Source organism: Calothrix sp. FACHB-168 (assembly GCF_963889195.1).
Lineage (GTDB): Bacteria > Cyanobacteriota > Cyanobacteriia > Cyanobacteriales > Nostocaceae > Aulosira > Aulosira anomala_A.
In genome coordinates this window covers 56,425-77,828 of the sequence record NZ_CAWPNJ010000045.1, presented here as the reverse complement: position 1 = coordinate 77,828, position 21,404 = coordinate 56,425, and the positions used below count along the sequence as shown (strand labels likewise).

The window sequence follows — 21,404 nt, the reverse complement described above, 5'->3', positions numbered from 1 at the left end:
TTTTTTGGGGCGCTTCCCCTACCCGTTTATGGTGTATTTTTTTAGTTCAGTAAATCTGTTGCTGTTATTTTCTGTTTGCTTCCATTTAGTCTAAACTCCAGTATGATAGATACGCAAATTAACGAAATTCAGTTACGTTTAAATATTCTAGCCCAAAGATTAGATAATTTAGAATTAGTCACTAATACTATTATCCAAAACCAATTAGCTATATATAAAATCTTAGATAAAACTGAAAATACTCAAGTTCTGCATGAAGATTTAGCAGAAATATTAAAGATATTAAAAGATAGAAATAGTTGCAGTGAATTATAAATTTGCTGATTTTTGTATATTCTTATATCGATTATAGTTATTCAGCCATTCATTACACACTTCATCCACAAGTTTCTTTTCTTCTTCTGTCAAAAGCTCATCTGGTTTTTCCGCAGCTAAGATGTTAGCAACTTGTGTAGCTTTTTCATACTTCACACCAAATCTGACTAATTCGGTATGAAAAAACATTTTTTTACCTTCTTTTGATAATGCAGTGTCATTTTGCATGGCTTCACTGAAAAAATTTAAAGAGGAGCAACAAATTTAATTTTGATAAAACCTTCAGCAATTGACTTCTGCCTGGGGATAGAATTTTATTTATTCTTAAAAATTTTTAACATTTACTGCAACAATCAAAAGTCAGCCACAAGGGCGCGATAAATTAAGCAAAGCTGACTGAAAGTAAGATTTTTGTTGAAATGAGCAAATGCGATCCTTTGTTTAAGCGCTTATGTAAGTATAAATATCAATATAATAATATAATTAGGCATTTTGAGACATTAAAATCTTCAGATACGGCTATATTCAAATATGGTGTATGCTTTGAGGAGCGATCGCCTGATGAGAAGCAATGTAATTACCCAAATGTTAGCCTGTAAGAAGCATCTTCACATATAAAATTTAGCTATGTTGCCCAAACCGGCGAAATTTTGGACACCTAAACACTGGGCTAGTTGGAAGCCTTTCGGCATTGGCGAACAATATCCTAACAACTACTGGGAAGTTTTTCGCGCAATATGGCTATCTCGTAAACAATTACCCTACGCTTGGAATATCCTCAATAAAGGTGTCTGTGATGGTTGCGCCTTGGGAACCACCGGCATGAAAGATTGGACGCTGGATGGGCTTCATCTCTGCAATGTCAGGCTGCGACTATTACAAATGAATACTATGCCAGCCTTTGATGCAGAAATACTAGAGGATATTTCCCCCTTACAAACACAAAAAAGTTCTCAATTACGGGATTTAGGCAGGCTTCCCTATCCCATGATACGCCAGCGAGGAGACAAAGGCTTTCGCCGTATCACTTGGGATGAAGCATTAACAGTGATTGCTAATCGCATTCGTGCAACCACACCAAACCGCCTCAGCTTTTACATTACCAGTCGCGGCACAGTTAACGAAACTTACTATGCTACCCAGAAAGCCGTGCGGGCAATGGGAAGCAATAATATTGATAATGCTGCCCGGATTTGTCATTCGCCCAGCACAGCCGGATTAAAATCTACTCTAGGTGCTGGGGCTACTACTTGTTCTTATAAAGACTGGATTGGTACTGATTTATTAGTTTTCATTGGTTCAAATGTAGCTAACAATCAGCCTGTTACCGTCAAATATCTCCACTATGCCAAAAAAGCTGGCACAAAAATAGTTGTAATTAACACCTACCGCGAACCAGGAATGGAACGCTACTGGGTACCTTCCATTGTGGAAAGTGCTTTATTTGGTACCAAGTTTGCCGAAGATTTCTTTTTGGTCAGCTTGGGCGGAGATATGGCATTTTTGAACGGTACAATTAAGCACATGATTGCTAACGATTGGCTAGATCAGTCGTTTATTAAAAATTACACTGCTGGCTTTGAGGAACTGAAAACAAAGCTAGCCCGCCAATCTTGGGAAGAATTAGAAAAACTTTCTGGAACTGGGCGCGATCGCATGTATGCTTTTGCGAAAATGGTTGCTGAAGCTAACAAAGCTGTATTCGTCTGGAGTATGGGCATTACCCAGCATGAATGCGGCGAAGATAACGTCCGCAGTATTATTAACTTAGCCCTTACCAAAGGTTTTGTCGGTCGCGAAGGCTGCGGTTTAATGCCAATTCGCGGACATTCTGGGGTACAAGGTGGTGCAGAAATGGGATGTTACGCTACAGTGTTTCCCGGTGGTAAGCCGATAACTTTAGAAACTGCTAGCGAATTAAGTCAAAAATGGGGTTTTGCTATCCCAATAACACCCGGATTAATTGCACCAGAAATGATCAATGCAGCCCATCAAGGAAATATAGATGTGTTGTTTTCTGTGGGCGGTAATTTCCTCGAAGTACTTCCAGAACCCGATTATGTAGAAACTGCTTTAAAACAAATACCATTGCGGGTACATATGGATATTGTGCTGTCTAGTCAAATGTTAGTAGAACCAGCAGATACAGTAGTCCTTTTACCTGCAACAACTCGCTACGAAATCCCCGGAGGAGTAACAGAAACTAGCACCGAAAGACGAGTAATTTTTAGTCCCGAAATCCCCGGACAACGTATTGGCGAAGCGCGTCCAGAATGGGAAGTATTTATGGAATTAGCAAGGCGGGTAAAGCCAGATTTAGCTGATAAATTAGCTTTTACAAATACCGCCGCTATGCGTCAAGAAATCGCCCAAGTTATTCCCCAATATGCAGGAATTCAACACTTACAACAACAGGGCGCTCAATTTCAATATGGTGGTTCACATTTGTGCTTTGGCTGGAATTTCTCCACACCCGATGGAAAAGCGCACTTTACACCTTTAACCCCACCGCAAAAAGAATTACCACCGGGTTATTTCTTTGTCGCCACCCGTCGAGGTAAGCAGTTTAATAGTATGGTACAAGAACGGAAAGATGCCATTACAGGCGCATTCCGAGAAGCAGTGTTAATGAATGCCCACGATGCGGCAAAATTAGGATTACAAGATGGCGATCGCGTGATTGTGAAAAATGATTTAGGCGAGTTACCAGGAAAAGTGTATTTAGCACCAATTCAACCAGGTAACTTACAAATACATTGGCCTGAAGGAAACGTACTACTAGATAAAACTAAACGTTCCCTAGAAGGAGTACCAGATTATAATGCGATCGCGCAATTAGAAAAAATAGATTAGGTGTCAATGGTCAATAGTCAATAGTCAATAGTCAATAGTCAATAGTCATTTGTCCCCCTTGTCCTCCTTCTGCAGTCTGCCTCCTGCCTTCCTGATAAAATTAAATCACCCAACAAAAAAACCATGTCCGTCGCCAAAGATTTACCGATACCAGAAGATGTTATATTTCCAAACAGTGATTTATTGAGTGACGAACCGCCTTTGGAAACATATCTACATTTACAGCAAATGTTGCTGTTATTAAAATGCTTAGAATGGTGGTGGCGAGACTATCTACATATTGATGATTTTTTTGCTGCCGGCAATATTAGTATTTATTACAGCCAACGTCAGCGCAAGTCAGAAGATGTTCGCGGCCCCGATTTTTTCATCGTCTGCAACACAGAAAACCGAATTCGTAATAGTTGGATTGTTTGGGAAGAAGACGGGAAATATCCCAATTTAATTATTGAATTACTTTCACCGACAACTGCATCAGTTGATAAAGGTTTAAAAAAACAAATTTATCAAGATATCTTTCGTACTCCCGAATACTTTTGGTTTGATCCCAAGACTTTAGAATTTGCTGGATTTATTTTGCTAGGTGGAACATATCAACCTATAGAACCAAATCCCCAAGGTTTATTATGGAGTCAACAGCTAAGTTTATATTTAGGTATCCATGAAACTAAATTGCGCTATTTCACCGCCGAAGGACAGGTAATTCCCACCCCAGAAGAATTTGCACAACAACAACAGCAACTAGCTGAACAAGAAAAACAACGCGCGCAACAACAACAGCAACTAGCTGAACAAGAAAAGCAACGCGCTGAACGCCTAGCCACAAAACTGCGAGAATTAGGTATTGATCCAGATACTTTGTAAAAGTAGTATGTAGCAATCCTATTTAATTCTTAAAAAAACTAAATATCTGTTATGTAGGGTGTGTTGTCGCGTAGCGCAACGCACCAAAAGCTTTACTTTATAGGCATCATAAATCAATTTAAAAAATTCAATAATATTCCTAAAAATTTCACTAATGAATAAGCCTTTGGGAAGCAAAACAAAAGCTACTATTCGTGTGGTAGAAAATGGCAAAATCCGTACCCGCTTGGATCATCTCACCACAGAAGAACCATTAGAAATTCGCCTAATTTCTCAGCAGCGCACAATAGCTGTAACAATGCGCACACCAGGTGCAGATTTCGAATTAGCTGCTGGTTTCCTCTTTAGTGAAGGCGTAATTAATTCTAAAAAAGATATTCAACGCATGAGTTATTGCATTGATGAATCTCTAGATGGACGGCAACGTCAAAACATAGTAAATGTAGAACTTAGAGAAAAATTAATTCCCGATTTACAACCCTTAGAACGTCATTTTTATACTAATAGTGCTTGTGGTGTATGCGGTAAAGCCAGCTTAGAAGCTTTGCATTTGCGAAATTGTGCAATAATTCCCCAAGAACCGATAGTTACACCTGAAATTATCTACAAACTACCAGAAAAACTTAGGGCGGCTCAAGGTATCTTCACAGCTACAGGCGGTTTACACGCTGCGGCTGTATTTAATACCCAAGGTGAACTGTTAAATGTACAAGAAGATATTGGGCGTCATAATGCTTTAGATAAATTAATTGGTTCAGCATTACTCAGTGACGAATTACCCTTAAATAATTATATTCTCATGGTTAGCGGTCGCTCTAGCTTTGAGATTTTGCAAAAATCCACAGTTGCGGGAGTACCGATTGTTTGTTCTGTTTCTGCTCCTAGCAGTTTAGCTGTTTCTGTCGCTCAAGAATTTGGAATTACGTTAATTGGCTTTTTGCGGGGAGAACGCTTCAATATTTATACAGGTTGGGAACGGATAAAAACTGCTTAAAAATTGTTATCTTTTTCCAAATGTAGTGAATTTAGAACTTCTTGATAGCAGACAAACCAATAATAAAGCGCCACATTTAATCCACTCAACAACTTAGGTATACCCTCAAGCAGACTAGGAATACTATTACCACTCAATTTGAGTGAGTCTACTGTAATAGCAATAGCTAATAAACCTAAGCCAGCTATAAGTATAAAGTATTGTGTTGATTTGATTTGCCTTCTAAAAGTTAATCCATAGGCAATGGCTATAGTAGCATAAATGAAGACAGTTACTAATTTAGGAATACCAAATTGCAAAGCAGTAATGTGAATTCGATAAATCTCGTTAATTAAAAATCCTGCTGTTAAAAATGCTGAAGAAAGAATAAATTTATTGTTTTTACCGTTAGGTTTGATTTTTTGCAATAACGCAAAACTAAAAGCACATACTAACGGAGGTACACAACATAATAGTTGAAAAGTATGTGTTAATAAACCAGCGCTAGGATATTGGGGAGCCGGAGGAGGTAAAAATAATCCTCCGGCTGATATATCAAATGCTTTAGTAGCAAGTATGAGAATAATTATTAGTAATAAACTTAAGCTATTGAACCAAAGTATAGTTTTGTAAATTGACATTGTTTAAATTTTAAGATACAAAGCAGCAACATCAGGAATATTGTTGATGATTGCGGTAAATTAATTCAACTTACTTTTACCCTAGTGTCAAAATTCCTGTTGAAAAATTTACATATAATGGCAAGATTCTCAGCCATTGTAAACCTAATAGAGGCTCAGGAATTCCATCGGCAGCTAAAATAGGAATTATATACTCCTGCTCATCCAATTTCACCTTGCCTTCATAGATATCAAAAAAAGCCTCACCCCGCACCATTTGCATAGTGCTATTACGTTCAATTAAACGCCACCCTATACTTTCAGCGTCTTGTATATCCAGCGCCAACCAACCAGATGTAAATCCTGTGTCTAGTAAAACTTCGATTGGATAGCTATCTCCATCAACTGAAATAATCTCTATTTCAAAAATTAGCTCCCCAATTTCACCAAACCTACCTGAAATCATATCCGTCCACAAGTGCCTGTTTCATTGAGACGGAATGTAACGAGCCAGCTATTAGGATATTTTTCCCGTGCTTTTTTGTCAGCAACATCCTCATCACGATCAATAAAATAATCACCACTGTTTGGTTCAATTAAAATAAACCAATTGTAATGTTCATCTATTAATTGCGGACAAACTCGATCAAAAATAATCCGAGCTTTTTGCCCACGAGCATTTTTTTCTGCTTCCCGCCTAGCTAATTCTTCTAGTGGAATTTGAAATTCTGGAAAGATTCTTCCTAGATGACGACGGCGGACAGGCTTAGTGTTAGTCATAAGTACCTTACCTATCTGTGATTCTGTTCTTGATTTTATCTTGCTCCAGTAAAATAATTTTACTTAGTAAACTTCATCATGACTACCAATATCTACAAACACAGCATCCCCATCATCTGTAAAGTAAAAAACTACTCTCTCGTCATAATCTACGCTAAAACTCCACAAATCTTTAAACTTACCTGACAATTTGTGAGTTTTCAAACCCTGTGCAAATGGATCTGTTGTAAATTGCTCTAACTTTTGCCAAAACCGTGCTTCTAAATCTACATTTCCTTGAATTCGCTTTTTAAAAGCACGTTTAAATGCAGAACTGAAACTTACTTTTACCATCACTCTTCTATCAGTTGTCTCAGTTCATTGATATCAGAGGAAAACTTTAGTTCCCCTTTTTGTTGTTCTACTTGCGCAGCTTGATAATTTCGATAAATCTCTTCGCGCTTTTCTTCTCGAAGATATTGCTGCAATAACAGTTGAATTTCTAATTTTTCTTCTGTGGAAAGTCTTTTAATTGCTTCAACTACATCACTGAAAGTCATAATTTAAAAGATCTTTTAGTGCTTATTCGATCAATTTAACATAAATAATAGCTTTATAAAATATTCTCATACCAAGTGCTGCTCAAAGCTAGTAACTCAGGGATGAGGAGAATAAGGGAGAAAAAGAAGAATGATAATTGCTTCTCTATCTCCCTAATTTCTAGTTCAATAAAAAGCTGAAGAAGTCAAATGTAGGTTGGGTTGAGGAACGAAACCCAACACTTTCGGGGATTTTAATATGTTCGAGAAATACACTCAAATGCAGCGGAAATTTGAGAGGCGCTGATGCTGAGTTTACACTGCTTCTTTATAAATAGTTAGACAGACAACAGTTATGGGTATCCTCTTTTTAACAGATACATTAGGCAGCACAGCCGAATTAAGGTAGTCGTTCAAAGCATCTTAAATTTATGCAGTTTCAAGTTGGAGATATTTTGTCGGTTGAACTCTTTGCTCACACCCGTCATTTCTTCGTTTATGTTGGTAATGGAGAGATTATTGAGTGGGGGCCTTGGGATGGAATATCCTGGATGGGTGGAAAGGGGCATGTTTTCAGGAGAGAACTTTTCAAAGCTGGCTTAGAGTATAAGTGGCTAGGGGGTAACGGAGAGTTGCAAGAGATAACTCTGGAAAAGCGAACTGGGGTAAGTGAAAAATTGATAATTGAACGAATTAAATGGATGACTACAGGTATTGATTATCATGTGGGTCATCGCAATTGTGAACATTTTGCACACTACGTTACTGGACACACACCACATTCTGACCAGAGTATTTGGCATCTGTTTACGGATCATGATCCATTCACTAGCCAGCCTATGATTTCCGATTTTAGCCAACTGCGTGAAGCATTGCTTAGGTGTAAGTTCTGTGGTTATGTTAATTTATCGAGAGAGGATTTTAACAACGCTGTTTTTGTTAGCAAGTTAAAGGATGGTTACTACACATATCATCTAAGCCATCCATTAGGAGGACAGCACTTATATGTAACCTCTGTTTCAAAATCAGAAAATTTCGAGTCTAGCTACGACTCAATTGTTTTGGCATATTTTGGTGCGTTCTTTGGAAGAGGTGAAATTTTGAGCATTATTCGTCAGTTGCGAGGGTGTTAATTTTATAGTCTACTTACGCCTGAAGTGAATTAGAAACACCTCTGATTCTAATAGGGTCTAGATTCGCTCAAAATCATTGTTTTGGGACTACCTACGAAATTACAAGAGTTTTACGGCTTAATTCACATTAAACATTACTTATTAACATGCCCATAAACGCTCTTCAAAAACAGATTCTTTCTTCTTGAAAATGCCTGAGTATCTTTATCAGCTACATTCCAAACTGTGCAAGATATAATTTCCTGTCAAAAGGTGAAAACGAGCGAACGGACAGTCCTATTGCTCGGTCTTTCTTGCACTAGTATTCCCACTTCAGAATTTCTAATAACAACAAAAAACGGTAGAGTAATTACTACTCTACCGCTTGAATTTTTAAATTTGAGTTTTATCCCAAATCGGAAATTTTAAATCTTACTCAACGCCTTGAGATAACAATTCGCGACGCTGTTGCGAACTGACTTGAACGTTACCGTTTTCATCAACGTCAACCAGCGCTATATCGCCATCTTTAATGCGACCAGAGAGAATCTCTTCAGCCAAGCTATCTTCTAACAAGCGCATAATTGCCCGGCGTAATGGTCTTGCGCCGTAGCTGGGGCTGTAGCCTTCTTGGATCAGGCGGTCTTTGAAGCGGTCGGTGACTTCTAAGGTGATACCTTTTTCTGTCAGGCGACCAAATACTTCTTTGAGCATGATGTCGGCGATTTCGGTAACTTCGGCTTTGCTCAACTGACGGAAGACGATAATTTCATCTAGACGGTTGAGGAATTCTGGACGGAAGTATTGCTTCAGTTCTTCGTTCACCAAGGAGCGAATGCGGTTGTATTGCGATTCGCTAGCATCATCAGCAAACTCGAAGCCGATACCGCCACCACCTTTTTCAATGACCTTAGAACCGATGTTAGATGTCAAAATCAGCAAGGTATTCTTAAAGTCAACGGTGCGACCTTTAGCATCGGTTAAGCGACCGTCTTCTAAAATTTGCAGCAGCATGTTAAAGACATCGGGGTGGGCTTTTTCGATTTCGTCGAATAGCACCACAGTGTAAGGTCTGCGTCTAACTGCTTCGGTTAGCTGACCGCCTTCGTTGTAGCCAACGTAACCTGGAGGCGAACCGATCAGTTTGCTGACGGTGTGACGCTCCATGTATTCGGACATATCCAAACGGATCATGGCTTCTTCGGAACCGAAGAAGTAAGAAGCCAAGGATTTTGCCAATTCGGTTTTACCAACACCAGTGGGGCCTGAGAAGACAAAGCTGGCGATTGGTCGATTGGGATTCTTCAAACCGACACGAGCGCGGCGAATTGCGCGGGAAACGGCCTTGACAGCATCTTCTTGACCAATGAGACGCTGATGTAAGGTGTCTTCCATGTGCAACAGCTTCTCGGATTCGGATTCGGTGAGCTTGTTCACCGGAACGCCAGTCCAGGAGGCGACGATGTGGGCGATGTCTTCTTCTGTAACGACTGGTTCTAAACCTTCGTTACCAGAAGCATTGGTTTTGCTTTGAGCTATCGCCCGGATTTCGGCTTTGATTTCCATTTCGCGATCGCGCAATTCCCCAGCTCGGTCAAAGTCTTGGGAGCGAACTGCATCATCTTTTTCTTTTAAGATTTGGCGCAGTTCTTTGTCTAACTCTTTGGCTGCGGGTGGTAGCTGGGAGTTAATCAACCGGACTCTGGAACCTGCTTCATCGATTAAGTCGATGGCTTTGTCTGGGAGATAGCGATCGCTAATATAACGATCTGATAATTTCGCCGCCGCTACTAAAGCTTCATCGGAGATTTTCAGCTTGTGGTGTTGTTCGTAGCGATCGCGCAGACCGTACAAAATCTCAATTGTTTCATCAACTGAGGGTTCGCCCACCATGACTGGTTGGAAGCGTCGTTCTAAGGCTGCATCGCGCTCGATGTGTTTGCGGTATTCATCGAGGGTTGTTGCGCCAATACACTGCAATTCACCTCTAGCCAAGGCTGGCTTGAGGATGTTCGCTGCGTCGATTGCGCCTTCTGCTGCACCTGCACCAATCAGGGTGTGTACTTCGTCAATCACGAGAATGACGTTACCCGCCTGACGAATTTCGTCCATGATTTTCTTCAGGCGTTCTTCAAATTCACCCCGGTACTTGGTACCTGCTACCAGCAAGCCGATGTCCAGAGTGACTACGCGCTTATCTTCCAGGATGTCGGGGACATCTTTGTTGGCTATGCGGCTCGCTAGACCTTCGGCGATCGCTGTTTTACCAACCCCTGGTTCGCCGATCAGCACTGGGTTATTTTTTGTCCGGCGTCCCAAAATCTGGATAACTCGCTCGATTTCTTTGGCGCGTCCCACCACTGGATCGAGTTTGTTGTCCGTTGCCATTTGGGTCAGGTTTGAGCCAAATTCATCCAAAGTTGGGGTTTTGGTACGGCTGGACGATCCACCCGGCGAAACTTCGGCTGTTTCTCCCAACATGCGAATGACTTGGGTTCTTACCTTAGATAGATCCACGCCGAGGTTTTCTAGCACCCTAGCTGCTACACCTTCCCCTTCCCGGATCAGGCCCAACAGGAGATGCTCGGTGCCAATGTAGTTATGGCCTAATTGGCGCGCTTCTTCTAAGGATAGTTCCAGAACTCGCTTTGCCCTTGGTGTAAATGGAATTTCCACCGCGACAAAGCCTGAACCCCGGCCTATGATTTTTTCTACTTCAATTCGGGCATCTTTGAGATTGACGCCCATTGATTTCAGCACCTTGGCCGCCACTCCCGTCCCTTCACCAATCAGACCCAGGAGGATCTGCTCAGTGCCGACGAAATTGTGGCCTAAACGGCGGGCCTCTTCTTGGGCCAGCATGATTACTTTAATAGCTTTTTCTGTGAAGCGTTCAAACATGGCATTTTTCCCATCACCTGCGTCGTGCCGGTACGCTGATTTTAGCACAGGCTAAGGTTTAGGATATCTGTATCAAAAAATCAAGACATCCTAGAGATATCACCCAAGTTGATGGTGTAATTCCCGAATATTTACTACTTTTGTGTGGCTGTTGTACTGAGGAGAACAAGATAACCAGCGTTTTTAGCGATAATTTCCCACAAAAAAACACCGGAAGTCTGTTTTTAAACCACTTCCAAACATTTATTCTTAACATATATGGCTAGCAAAGTCAAGAATTATGAATATTTTATTTGTTTTTTAAATTTAAAATCTTAAAAAAATAAATAATACTCATGAAAATTCTTTAAAGAAAATGTGTTTTTTTGATAAAGCTGGCTTGAAGGGAAGTAGGGGACAAGGAATTTTAGATTTTGGATTTTAGATTTTGGATTCTAATCTAAAATCTAAAATCCAAAATCCAAAATTGTTTCAATGCCCCATGCCCAATTAAGTAAATCCCAATTGCCAAGCGGATTTAGCTAGGCGATCGCTCACCATGATTTCCCATCCCTGTAAAGCGGGTTGAAATTCGGGCTGTTGGAGATCGCCACGCCACAGAATTAAAGCGTCTTCGCCATTATCTTGATAGTAACGCCGCCTTCTGCCAGCTGTTTTGAAGCCAAATTTTTGATATAAAGATATAGCCGCTAAATTGGAAGCCCTAACTTCAAGGGTGGCTCGCTCCAAACCGCGATCGCTAGCTGTCTTGAGCAGGGAATAAAGTAAAGCTTGTCCCAAACCTTGATAGTGATATTGGGGATGTACTGCCAAAATTGTAATGTGGGCTTCTTCTAAAATTGACCAAAAACAACCCATCCCCAGCAACTTCAAGCTGGAGACTGGGGAAAATAAACCCAGCAAATCGCTGTTAGGACTATCCATTTCTCGTTGGTAGCCCTCTAAAGTCCAAAGTCCGCCAAAACAGGCTTTATCTAGTTCTAGCACTGCACTCAGATCCTCTGATGTCAGTGATTGAAGTTTTAAGTCTAATAAGATCACATTTAATTGAATAAGATTACAAACCCTTTGTAAACTGGGAATCGGGAGACTCACTCACGCCCATAATTTGAACAAGGACAACTCTTATAGTTATGGTATCGACTCACCCTATTGGGGTTCAACATGCTGGTAGTCAATATTTACCTTTAAGGCGTAACACTTCGCCCAATCAAGAACTCCTTCCCTTGACGGCTAGAGTAAATAGTCATGGCTGCTTGGAAATTGGTGGGTGTGATATCACAACCCTGGTGCAGCAGTTTGGTTCGCCTTTATATATTTTAGATGAAGAAACCCTACGTTTGGCTTGTCAGCAATACCGGGATGGTTTCAAGCAATATTATCAAGGGGAATCTCAGGTACTTTATGCTTCTAAAGCTTGGAATTGTCTAGCAATTTGCGCCATTGTTGCGTCTGAAGGCTTAGGCATTGATGTTGTATCTGGGGGAGAATTATACACCGCCCTGACAGCAGGGATGAACCCGGAAAAAATCTATCTCCACGGTAATAATAAATCTCGCTCTGAGTTAACTTTAGCTATTGAATCTGGTGCCACTATTGTGGTGGATAACTGGTATGAGTTAAAGACTTTGGTGGAATTAGCTGACTCTGGGCCAATCCGCATTATGTTGCGATTGACACCAGGTATCGAGTGTCATACTCACGAATATATTCGTACAGGGCACCTTGACAGTAAATTTGGTTTCGATCCCAACGATTTAGATGAGGTTTTTACCTTTGTCAGTCAGCATACTGCGGCGTTGAACTGCGTAGGCTTACACGCTCATATTGGTTCGCAAATTTTTGAGCGTCAACCCCATCAAGATTTAGCTGCTGTCATGGTGCAGTGGTTGCAAGATGCGGCTAAGTATGGTTTAAATGTGACAGAGTTAAATGTCGGCGGTGGTTTAGGCATTCGGTACGTAGAATCTGACGATCCTCCTAGCATTGATGAATGGGTGAAAGCGATTTGTGAAGTAGTGCAAACAGCCTGCACTCAAGCGAATCTACCTTTACCTAAGTTATTATGTGAACCAGGGCGATCGCTAGTTGCCACAGCTTGCGTCACGGCTTACACTATTGGTTCAGTTAAAGTTGTTCCCGAAATTCGTACCTACGTGGCTGTTGATGGCGGTATGTCGGATAATCCCCGACCAATTACCTATCAGTCGCAATACCGAGCTGTAGTAGCTAATAAAATGTCTGCTCCCTTAACAGAAACTGTCACAATTGCTGGTAAGCATTGTGAATCCGGGGATATTTTAATTAAAAATGCCCAACTACCAAAAACGGAACCAGGGGATATTCTCGTAGTTATGGGAACAGGTGCTTACAATTACAGTATGGCATCTAACTACAATCGCTTGTCCAGACCAGCAGCAGTTGTAGTTGCTAACGGCGAAGCAAATTTGTTTTTGCAGCGCGAAACATATCAAGACTTGATCAGACAAGATTGCCTACCAGAAAGACTGAAAAAATAGTCTAAAATCTAAAATCCAAAGTCCAAAGTCCAAAGTCCAAGGTCTAAAGTTCAAAGTCCAGAGTTGATCGATATCAACTCTTGACTATTGACTATTGACTCTGGACTATTAGATCGCTGTATTTCGAGGCAAAATAGTAATCCAGATGTCATGAGAGATTGGTGGAAGCAATGGCTGACAAACCTGGGATGGTCGCAGTCCTTGCTGCTTGGGACTCTGGATATTTTCTTCGTATTGGCGCTGACATATATGATCTTGGTTATTATTAGTGAGCGCCGTACATTATGGATGGTACGGGGATTTATTATTTTGATGTTAGCTTCAGCGCTCAGTAATAAGTTGGGGCTACCATTATTAAATTTCGTTCTAGAAAAATTAGTAATTGGCTGTGCGGTAGCAATGGCGGTGGCGCTACAGTCAGAATTCCGGCGATTTTTAGAACAATTAGGTCGTGGCGAATTTCGCCAGTTATTTCAACCATCCAGTCTGGCAGTACCGAAATCCGATAGTGTCATTGATGAAATTGTTGATGCTGTCAAGGAACTGTCAAAAAATCGGATTGGCGCTTTATTAATTTTAGAAACAAAAGGCCCCATTGACGAGCGAGATTTTTCTGTCCCAGGAGTAAGGCTAAATGCTGAGGTGACTAAAGAATTAATCCAAACAATATTTCAACCAAAAACTTTGTTGCATGATGGGGCAACTTTGATACGTGGCTCACGGATTGTCGCATCGGGTATAATTTTACCACTTTCGGGACGCACAGCCTCGCGCCAGTTGGGTACACGCCATCGGGCAGCGATGGGAATTACTGAGCGTGTCGAAAATTGCATCTGTGTCGTTGTATCAGAAGAAACTGGTTCTATTTCCTTAGCGGAGCGGGGAATTCTAAATAGACCACTGACGATTAGGAAACTAAAAGAGACACTAGAAGCTCTATTATCCCCAGCGGTGGATCGGGAAGCAGTAGCGCCTGGTTTGTTAAGCTTGGGTCGTCAGATTAGTACTAAGGGATTAGCACTAGTTTCACGGTTATTCGGATTACCATCGACCGCGTCTCGAGATAAAAAATGACAGCACAACAAACTCAATTACAAGATTTGCCCCCTGGCTTAAAACGAGAACTTTTGCCCAAGCACGTTGCGGTGATTATGGATGGCAATGGTCGATGGGCTAAACGTCAAGGTCTACCCCGAATTATGGGTCATAAACGGGGAGTAGACGCGCTGAAGGATTTACTGCGTTGTTGCAAAGATTGGGGAATTCAGGCGTTAACAGCTTATGCTTTTTCCACAGAAAACTGGAAAAGACCCCAGGAAGAAGTTGATTTTTTGATGACTTTATTCCAAAGAGTGTTGCGCCAAGAATTGCGGGAAATGGTAGAGGAAAATGTGCAAATTCAATTTGTGGGTAATTTGAATGCGCTACCGCGATCGCTCCAGGAAGAAATTTCCCGTTCAATGGCAGAAACTAAGGATAATCGCAGCATTCGCTTTACAGTCGCCACAAATTATGGCGGCAGACAAGAAATTTTACAAGCTTGTCGCGCGATCGCGCAAAAAGTCCAGCAAGGTCTACTGCAACCTGATGAAATTGATGAAGCCGTATTTGAACGTCATTTATATACAGCTGGAATAGCCGATCCCGATTTATTAATCCGCACTAGCGGCGAAATGCGCCTATCTAATTTTCTCCTCTGGCAAATGGCTTATGGAGAAATGTATATTACTGATACTTTATGGCCTGATTTTGACCGTGTTGAATTCTCCCGCGCCTTGTCTGCTTACCAGCAACGGGAACGGCGGTATGGGGGTGTATAGGGATTGGGGATGAGGGAGATAGGGAGGACAATGAATTTTAGATTTTAGATTTGCGATTTTGGATTCCAATCTAAAATTTAAAATCCAAAATCCAAAATTGTTTCAATGCCCAATGCCCAATTTACGGGCCTGAAAAAACCGCCTGTTCAATATCTTCGCGGCTGAGGGAATATTTAAAGGCGCGTTGGATATCTTGGCGATTTTCTCCGGCTTCGATGTAGCGCACTGTTAGTTGCTCGACATCAAGAGAAAGGTCGGCTTGCCAATTAGGGCGTTTTAGATGCCAACAATGTAATTCGGTTTCATCTTGTTTACAGCCTTGGTCTTTGAGCCACTGCTCAATTTGCGGCAGGGTATGGTTATACAGGGGAGCATCAGGGGGAAGAAAAGCCATAATTAGTTAAAATTCCAACTTAATAATAATAATTTTGCATTTCCCAAAGGCTAGCTGATGGGGAATTTTGCTGAATTTGCTGTTGAGTAATGGGATTGAGTGGTGTAATTTGTGTCTGAAAAGCAGCTTCACCCCGCGTTAAACCAATTGCGATCGCGAGTATCAAACAGCCTAAAAAAGTCAACAATAAAATAAACAAAGCAAAAATTTCTCCGGATGAGAGAGGGCGATCGCTGGCATCAAGGTAAGCTGATTTTGACCAGTCATAAGGATTTGTGACCGGATGATTCAAATCAGCAGGTGCTTGAATCACGCCAAAGCGAGAATAGCCAATTTTCAGGTCGTAACTTAACCTGCGTTCTGGGTTGCTCAAGGTAGCATAGGCTTCGTTGAGTTGCTGAAATTTAGCAGTGGCGAGAGTAGCAGGTAAATCGGTAGTATCAGGATGATAACGTTTACTCAGTTCTCGGTAAGCACGACGGATGTCAATTACTGATGCTGAGGGATGCAGTCCTAGCAGGGTGTAATAAGTCGGTTCACTGCGTTGTGCCATTACCCCATGATGATTCACGGCTGATTGAGTCACCTTGCGATCGAGTTTTTTATAATATTGTAAACCTCAACTTCTATGAAAATCTTTATCTCATCTATTGCAATTCTTGGATTAGGGATAACTTTGTTGTCGATGAATAGCAATAATCTTGTAGTTGCACAATCTGCTAATAGCGAGGAATTTATTGCTAGGGGCACAGAGCCATTTTGGAGTATGACTGTCAGTAAACGCGGAATTGTCTATTCTTCACCAGATAAGCCAAAACAAACCTTTCCCTATGTTACACCTTTAAAAGCTGATGCTCGTCCTGCTGACTTGGTGCGGGTATATCGATTGTCGGGTAGAGGCAATAATTTATTAATTATTAAGCAAGCTAATTGTAGCGACGGGATGTCAGATGAAAACTATGCTTACTCAGCAACAGCTATCCTGGGTAATCGAGTTTTAGATGGCTGTGCTGAGAAAAAATAGTCATAAATTCTCAGAACCTCTTTTCTCTGTGTCACGCCAGTTGCTACAACGCGGGAAACCCGCGCAACGCACTGGCTTCTCTGTGTCTCTGTGGTTAAATCAAATCTTTTTTCACCGCAGAGAACGCAGAGGCGCAGAGAAGAATAGATGTTTTGTGCTATGCAATCAAATTAGTTACCGAGGAAAAATCAGTGGTTCGTCGGGTGCTACGTTGACTTGATAGCTGGGTGCGGTTAAAAACTTGCTATTAATTACTTGTTTATAAGTTTCTAAATCGCTTTCCCAATTGCCAATTACCTGAATTAGGTCAGCTAGACGCTTATTCGCATCTTCTTGCGCTATTTGATGGCTAAAATTAGCAGAAAATAAAATTGCTGGTAGTAAAGATTGATCGGGTAATTGTAATCCAACTTCATTAATGTCTAAAAATAGTTGGGTTTCTTGGAGAGTGTAAATAAATCTTAACCCAGCTTGTACAGGTGCTGTACCAAAATTTTGCCAAGGCCCTTGTTTGAGCAAGTTGCCAAAAATGTAGTTACGCGGTGTATTATTGTTTTGCTCAAACATAACGTAACCCCGGAAATTCAAGCTAATTGCTTGATAGCTGACTTGAGTTAAGGTTTCAATATACTTGCGCGCGATCGCAGGAATAGCTAATTCTTGAGCTTCTTTAGTCCCGATTAATTCTGAGAAAACTACTCGGTTGACTTCTGCAACTACGCTCACACCATTTTGATAGACAACTTGAGCCGCAGCATTAGTTAAGATTGGTGGACGCGCCAATTCCCATTCATTAGGGACGATACCGCTATATTTGAGAAAATCGGCTGTTAGTACTGTGGGATTTTGCTGTTTAACTGCGATCGCTATAACAAATTCTTGAATTTCTAAATTCTGAGTCATATAGTTTTAATTATTTGTGACTGTAATTACACCATAGGCTGGTATAATAACTTAATTCTTATATGATTTCAATTAATAAAACCAAATTAATATAGGATATTTTTCCTATTCTAGATTAACAAATAGTTAAAATCTCATGTAGCGCTTTGTACTTAAGCTGAGTCAGATTGCAGTTCAACAAAAAGTATGGTCAAAAGTCAAAAATTTAGAATCTTTTGACTTTTGACCATTAATATAGGCATTACATAAAATCAAGCTGATTTTACTGCTACTGCTTGAGGCGTTGAGGTAGAATCATCAAGCGCACCTTGCACTGTTAACACGGAGCAATGGGCATGGTGTAATACATAATTACTGACACTACCTAAGAAAAACTCTTTAATTCCAGTCAATCCCCGACGACCGATAATAATCAAATCGGCTTGCGCTTTCCGCGCAACTTCACAAATCATCCGACCAGGATCGCCAAATTCTTGTGTATATTCGGCGTTTACACCGTGAGCGATCGCTTGATTGGTTAATAATGTTAATAGTTCTATTCCTTCTTGTTTTAAAGATTCCCACTGTCCTAAATAATAGTTAATATCATCACTGCTAAAGGGTGGATAAATACCATCTGTAGCGATACCAGGAGGCGTTGGGTAGCGCTCATCAAATGGCGAAAGCACATACATGATGATTAGTTCAGCATTAGTTGCTTTTGCTAAAGCTAAAGCTTGGTCAAATATTTGTTGAGTAACTTCTGAGTTATTTACAGCAATTAAAATTTTGTGAAACATATTTTTTGTCCTTGGCAATTTGTCAGAGACGCGATGAATCGCGTCTGTACAATTTTCATTTGTTAGGGGGAAGAGGGGACAAGGAATAATTGGAAATTGATTGTCCCCTCTTCTAATTTCATTGCTTATTGGTTTCGGCTATCGCTATTTCTAACAGGGTTTTGAGTACGGAATCGGGGTTGAGACTAATAGAATCAATTCCCTGTTCTACGAGAAACTTAGCGAATTCTGGGTAATCGCTGGGTGCTTGACCGCAAATACCAATTTTCTTTCCGTGCTGTTTGACTGTGCTGATTGCTTTAGCGATTGTTCGCTTCACAGCCTCATTTCTTTCGTCAAATAAATGAGCTACTAATTCAGAATCTCTATCTAGTCCGAGAGTTAATTGTGTTAAATCATTGGAACCAATAGAAAAACCATCAAATACTTGACTAAATTCATCTGCTAGGAGAACGTTACTCGGTAATTCGCACATTACATACACTTGTAAACCGTTTTCTCCCCTGACTAAACCGTTTTTTGCCATCTCTGCTAAGACACGTTGACCTTCTTCTGGTGTCCGACAGAAAGGTATCATTAAAATGACATTGGTTAAGCCTTTTTCATCTCGTACTTGCTTCATCGCCTGACATTCTAAAGCGAAGCCTTCACGATAGCGATCGTCATAATAACGAGAAGCACCACGCCAGCCAATCATCGGGTTTTCTTCTGTGGGTTCAAATTGTTTACCACCTAAAAGATTGGCGTATTCGTTACTCTTGAAATCTGATAAACGGACTATTACAGGTTTGGGATAAAAGGCTGCGGCTATCGTACCAATACCTTCAGCTAATTTATCAATAAAGAACTGGGATTTATTTTCATATTCAGCAGTTAATTCCGCAATTTTGTATTTAGCCAGTTCGTCTGTTAATTTATCAAAGTGTAGTAATGCTAAGGGATGAACTTTGATTTGGTTGGCAATAATAAATTCCATCCTGGCTAATCCTACGCCATCATTTGGAATAGCCGCAAAGCTAAATGCTTCTTCGGGATTGCCCACATTCATCATAATTTGGGTGTGAGTATGGGGCAATTTTTCTAATGGTAATTCTTGAACTTCGTAGGCTAATAAACCGGGGTAAACTTTACCTGTTTCGCCTTCTGCACAACTAACGGTGATTTCTTGTCCAGTTTTTAATAATGTAGTGGCATTACCACAACCAACGATCGCGGGAATTCCCAATTCTCTGGCTATAATCGCCGCGTGACAGGTGCGTCCACCAGAGTTAGTGACGATCGCACTCGCGCGTTTCATAATTGGTTCCCAGTCAGGATCGGTGCGGTTGGTGACTAGGATATCTCCCGCTTGGAATTGGTTAATTTGATGTACGTCTAAAATGACTCGGACTTTACCATTACCAATCATCTCACCGACACTGCGACCAGTAACTAAGGGAGTTGGTAGGGGTTTTTCTCCTAAGACTAGGTGATAACTACGCAGGACATTTTCTGTCTTTTGCGACTGGACTGTTTCTGGGCGTGCTTGGACAATATACAGCTCATTACTAATACCATCTTTTGCCCATTCAATATCCATTGGCGTGTAAACACCACGAACTTGGGAATAATGTTCTTCAATAATGCAAGCCCAGTGAGCTAGTTGTAAAATTTCCTCATCATTGAGCGCATAAACGTTACGTTCTGAAGGGGCGACGGAAACGTTTTTGGTCAATTTTGAGCCGCCAAGGTCATAAATCATTTTAATTTCTTTACTACCCAGGCGTTTTTTGAGAATTGGATGATATCCCTGTTTTAATGTGGGTTTAAATACTAAATATTCATCTGGGTTAACTGCGCCTTGAACGACGTTTTCACCCAAACCGTAAGCAGCTGTAATTAAAGCTGCGTCTTTAAAACCGGTTTCTGTGTCGATGGAGAACATGACGCCAGAACAAGCCAAGTCAGAACGCACCATTTTTTGCACGCCAACTGATAGGGCAATATTAAAGTGGTCAAAGCCTTTAATTTGGCGATAGGAAATAGCGCGATCGGTAAAGATAGAAGCAAAGCATTTGTGACAAGCTTGTAAGACAGCTTCTAATCCGTGGACGTTTAAATATGTTTCTTGTTGTCCCGCAAAACTGGCGTCGGGTAAATCTTCTGCTGTGGCGCTGGAACGAACGGCGACATCGGTATCCGGTTCATATTGCTGACACAGACTTTGATAAGCGCGCGCGATCGCTTCTTGTAATGCTAACGGAAACGGAGTTTGCAGCATCAACAATCTCGCTTGTTTCCCACAACGGCGCAAATTATCTACATCTTCTACATTTAAATCCGCAAAAATTTCTCTAAGTTTTGTTTCTATTCCCGCCGCCGAAATAAAGTATCTATAAGCGTAAGCAGTAGTCGCAAATCCTGTGGGAACTTTCACGCCTTTGCGCCGCAATTGCTGAATCATTTCTCCCAAAGAAGCGTTTTTACCACCTACTAAAGGAATATCTGCAATCCCAACTTCACCCAAAGATAATACTAAAGCTTCGTCTCTGGATAGATGGCGTTCGGCGTTTTGATTGTGCAGTATTTCTAGCATGATTAAAAATTCCTTGAATAGAGATACTTAGTACCAATTGGATAAAACTAGTATTAATGCTCAGGATTTTTGATTTAAAATCTTATATCCGCAATTGGTAGTAAAGGGATGTAGCAAATTGTTCTGCTCCTCAACCCCACACTTATGTTTATACGCGGATAATTTGAGGATCTTGTGAGGAAATAGGCGATCGCATTTCCTCTCATCCAGGAGATGAAAGACTTGACTACAAGCAGACTCTGCTGTTTTGTTGTAGTCTATTTAGCTATTGTTCACACACTTGAGTAATGTGTTAAGCAATGTATATAAATATGAATAATAAGTAAAAAAAATAACTTTCCTCACAAGTTCCTCACAATTGAAAATTATCGTGAATTCATAAAGAGTGTTTTTTTATTCCCACCATTTATTTCCCGATCTAAATTTTTCAATCGATTTTATAAAAAGGATTTCA

The 21,404-nt window shown here is 40.8% G+C and carries 22 protein-coding genes; 9 read left to right on the top strand and 13 right to left on the bottom strand.

Annotated features, from left to right (window positions below):
- Window positions 1–75: 75 nt before the first annotated feature.
- Window positions 76–315 carry a hypothetical protein gene (locus tag AACW45_RS25920; protein WP_190635729.1) on the top strand — a complete coding sequence of 80 codons (240 nt, stop codon included), beginning with the start codon at window positions 76–78 and terminating at the stop codon, window positions 313–315.
- On the opposite strand, the gene AACW45_RS25915 is transcribed toward AACW45_RS25920, so the two are convergent.
- Window positions 310–543, bottom strand: coding sequence for a hypothetical protein (locus AACW45_RS25915; protein ID WP_190635727.1), 234 nt, complete (start codon window positions 541–543; stop codon window positions 310–312). The genes AACW45_RS25920 and AACW45_RS25915 overlap by 6 nt on opposite strands.
- Before the next feature lie 399 nt (window positions 544–942).
- Here AACW45_RS25915 and AACW45_RS25910 point away from each other — a divergent pair, with 399 nt between their 5' ends.
- The 3 genes from AACW45_RS25910 (at window position 943) to fdhD (ending at window position 5,026) form a co-directional block, all read left to right on the top strand.
- Window positions 943–3,168: an FdhF/YdeP family oxidoreductase gene (locus AACW45_RS25910; protein WP_190635725.1), complete on the top strand. Its 2,226-nt coding sequence runs from the start codon at window positions 943–945 to the stop codon at window positions 3,166–3,168.
- 123 nt (window positions 3,169–3,291) lie between these two features.
- Window positions 3,292–4,032 (top strand): Uma2 family endonuclease, encoded by a 741-nt coding sequence (locus AACW45_RS25905; protein ID WP_190635723.1) that lies wholly within the window; start codon window positions 3,292–3,294, stop codon window positions 4,030–4,032.
- Window positions 4,033–4,186: 154 nt separating this feature from the next.
- Window positions 4,187–5,026 (top strand): formate dehydrogenase accessory sulfurtransferase FdhD, encoded by an 840-nt coding sequence (gene fdhD / locus AACW45_RS25900; protein ID WP_190635721.1) that lies wholly within the window; start codon window positions 4,187–4,189, stop codon window positions 5,024–5,026.
- On the opposite strand, the gene AACW45_RS25895 is transcribed toward fdhD, so the two are convergent.
- The 5 genes from AACW45_RS25895 to AACW45_RS25875 all read right to left on the bottom strand — a co-directional run bounded on the left by AACW45_RS25895 (window position 5,023) and on the right by AACW45_RS25875 (window position 6,944).
- A complete protein-coding gene (locus AACW45_RS25895) occupies window positions 5,023–5,646 on the bottom strand; it encodes a hypothetical protein (RefSeq protein WP_190635718.1) in 624 nt (207 codons plus the stop codon). The two genes, fdhD and AACW45_RS25895, sit on opposite strands and share 4 nt — an antisense overlap.
- Window positions 5,647–5,722: 76 nt before the next feature.
- A complete protein-coding gene (locus AACW45_RS25890) occupies window positions 5,723–6,091 on the bottom strand; it encodes an aspartyl protease (RefSeq protein WP_190635716.1) in 369 nt (122 codons plus the stop codon).
- Window positions 6,088–6,405: a hypothetical protein gene (locus tag AACW45_RS25885; protein WP_190635714.1), complete on the bottom strand. Its 318-nt coding sequence runs from the start codon at window positions 6,403–6,405 to the stop codon at window positions 6,088–6,090. The genes AACW45_RS25890 and AACW45_RS25885 overlap by 4 nt, the downstream gene beginning before the upstream one ends.
- A gap of 63 nt (window positions 6,406–6,468) precedes the next feature.
- Window positions 6,469–6,738 carry a type II toxin-antitoxin system RelE/ParE family toxin gene (locus AACW45_RS25880; RefSeq protein WP_190635712.1) on the bottom strand — a complete coding sequence of 90 codons (270 nt, stop codon included), beginning with the start codon at window positions 6,736–6,738 and terminating at the stop codon, window positions 6,469–6,471.
- A complete protein-coding gene (locus tag AACW45_RS25875; protein WP_190635710.1) occupies window positions 6,738–6,944 on the bottom strand; it encodes a hypothetical protein in 207 nt (68 codons plus the stop codon). Before AACW45_RS25875 ends, AACW45_RS25880 begins: the two co-directional genes overlap by 1 nt.
- A gap of 410 nt (window positions 6,945–7,354) precedes the next feature.
- On the opposite strand from AACW45_RS25875, the gene AACW45_RS25870 reads away from it, so the two are divergent.
- Window positions 7,355–8,056 (top strand): lecithin retinol acyltransferase family protein, encoded by a 702-nt coding sequence (locus AACW45_RS25870; RefSeq protein ID WP_190635708.1) that lies wholly within the window; start codon window positions 7,355–7,357, stop codon window positions 8,054–8,056.
- A 411-nt stretch (window positions 8,057–8,467) separates the two neighbouring features.
- On the opposite strand, the gene AACW45_RS25865 is transcribed toward AACW45_RS25870, so the two are convergent.
- Together AACW45_RS25865 and rimI are read right to left on the bottom strand one after the other, a co-directional pair.
- Window positions 8,468–10,936 (bottom strand): ATP-dependent Clp protease ATP-binding subunit, encoded by a 2,469-nt coding sequence (locus AACW45_RS25865; protein ID WP_190538596.1) that lies wholly within the window; start codon window positions 10,934–10,936, stop codon window positions 8,468–8,470.
- Between the two features lie 489 nt (window positions 10,937–11,425).
- On the bottom strand, window positions 11,426–11,977 hold the full coding sequence (rimI, locus tag AACW45_RS25860; protein ID WP_190635706.1) for a ribosomal protein S18-alanine N-acetyltransferase: 552 nt from the start codon (window positions 11,975–11,977) through the stop codon (window positions 11,426–11,428).
- Between the two features lie 92 nt (window positions 11,978–12,069).
- Here rimI and lysA point away from each other — a divergent pair, with 92 nt between their 5' ends.
- From lysA to uppS, 3 genes are all read left to right on the top strand, one after another.
- Window positions 12,070–13,455 carry a diaminopimelate decarboxylase gene (lysA, locus tag AACW45_RS25855; RefSeq protein ID WP_190635704.1) on the top strand — a complete coding sequence of 462 codons (1,386 nt, stop codon included), beginning with the start codon at window positions 12,070–12,072 and terminating at the stop codon, window positions 13,453–13,455.
- A 150-nt stretch (window positions 13,456–13,605) separates the two neighbouring features.
- The gene (cdaA, locus tag AACW45_RS25850) at window positions 13,606–14,529 is read left to right on the top strand and encodes a diadenylate cyclase CdaA (protein ID WP_190538595.1); all 924 of its coding nucleotides are present in this window, start codon (window positions 13,606–13,608) and stop codon (window positions 14,527–14,529) included.
- Window positions 14,526–15,275 carry a polyprenyl diphosphate synthase gene (gene uppS, locus AACW45_RS25845; protein WP_190538571.1) on the top strand — a complete coding sequence of 250 codons (750 nt, stop codon included), beginning with the start codon at window positions 14,526–14,528 and terminating at the stop codon, window positions 15,273–15,275. The genes cdaA and uppS overlap by 4 nt, the downstream gene beginning before the upstream one ends.
- A 121-nt stretch (window positions 15,276–15,396) precedes the next feature.
- Here uppS and AACW45_RS25840 read toward each other — a convergent pair whose 3' ends face one another.
- A complete protein-coding gene (locus AACW45_RS25840; protein ID WP_190538570.1) occupies window positions 15,397–15,669 on the bottom strand; it encodes a DUF3143 domain-containing protein in 273 nt (90 codons plus the stop codon).
- A gap of 19 nt (window positions 15,670–15,688) precedes the next feature.
- Window positions 15,689–16,222, bottom strand: coding sequence for a J domain-containing protein (locus AACW45_RS25835; RefSeq protein WP_190635733.1), 534 nt, complete (start codon window positions 16,220–16,222; stop codon window positions 15,689–15,691).
- Between the two features lie 75 nt (window positions 16,223–16,297).
- On the opposite strand from AACW45_RS25835, the gene AACW45_RS25830 reads away from it, so the two are divergent.
- On the top strand, window positions 16,298–16,693 hold the full coding sequence (locus tag AACW45_RS25830) for a COG3650 family protein (protein ID WP_190635703.1): 396 nt from the start codon (window positions 16,298–16,300) through the stop codon (window positions 16,691–16,693).
- A 174-nt stretch (window positions 16,694–16,867) separates the two neighbouring features.
- Here AACW45_RS25830 and AACW45_RS25825 read toward each other — a convergent pair whose 3' ends face one another.
- The 3 genes from AACW45_RS25825 to ppsA form a co-directional block, all read right to left on the bottom strand.
- On the bottom strand, window positions 16,868–17,596 hold the full coding sequence (locus tag AACW45_RS25825) for a hypothetical protein (protein WP_096642869.1): 729 nt from the start codon (window positions 17,594–17,596) through the stop codon (window positions 16,868–16,870).
- A gap of 251 nt (window positions 17,597–17,847) precedes the next feature.
- Window positions 17,848–18,375 (bottom strand): universal stress protein, encoded by a 528-nt coding sequence (locus AACW45_RS25820; protein WP_190635701.1) that lies wholly within the window; start codon window positions 18,373–18,375, stop codon window positions 17,848–17,850.
- 118 nt (window positions 18,376–18,493) lie between these two features.
- Entirely contained in the window at window positions 18,494–20,950 is a 2,457-nt protein-coding gene (gene ppsA / locus AACW45_RS25815) for a phosphoenolpyruvate synthase (RefSeq protein ID WP_190635699.1), read from the bottom strand.
- Between the last annotated feature and the right edge of the window lie 454 nt (window positions 20,951–21,404).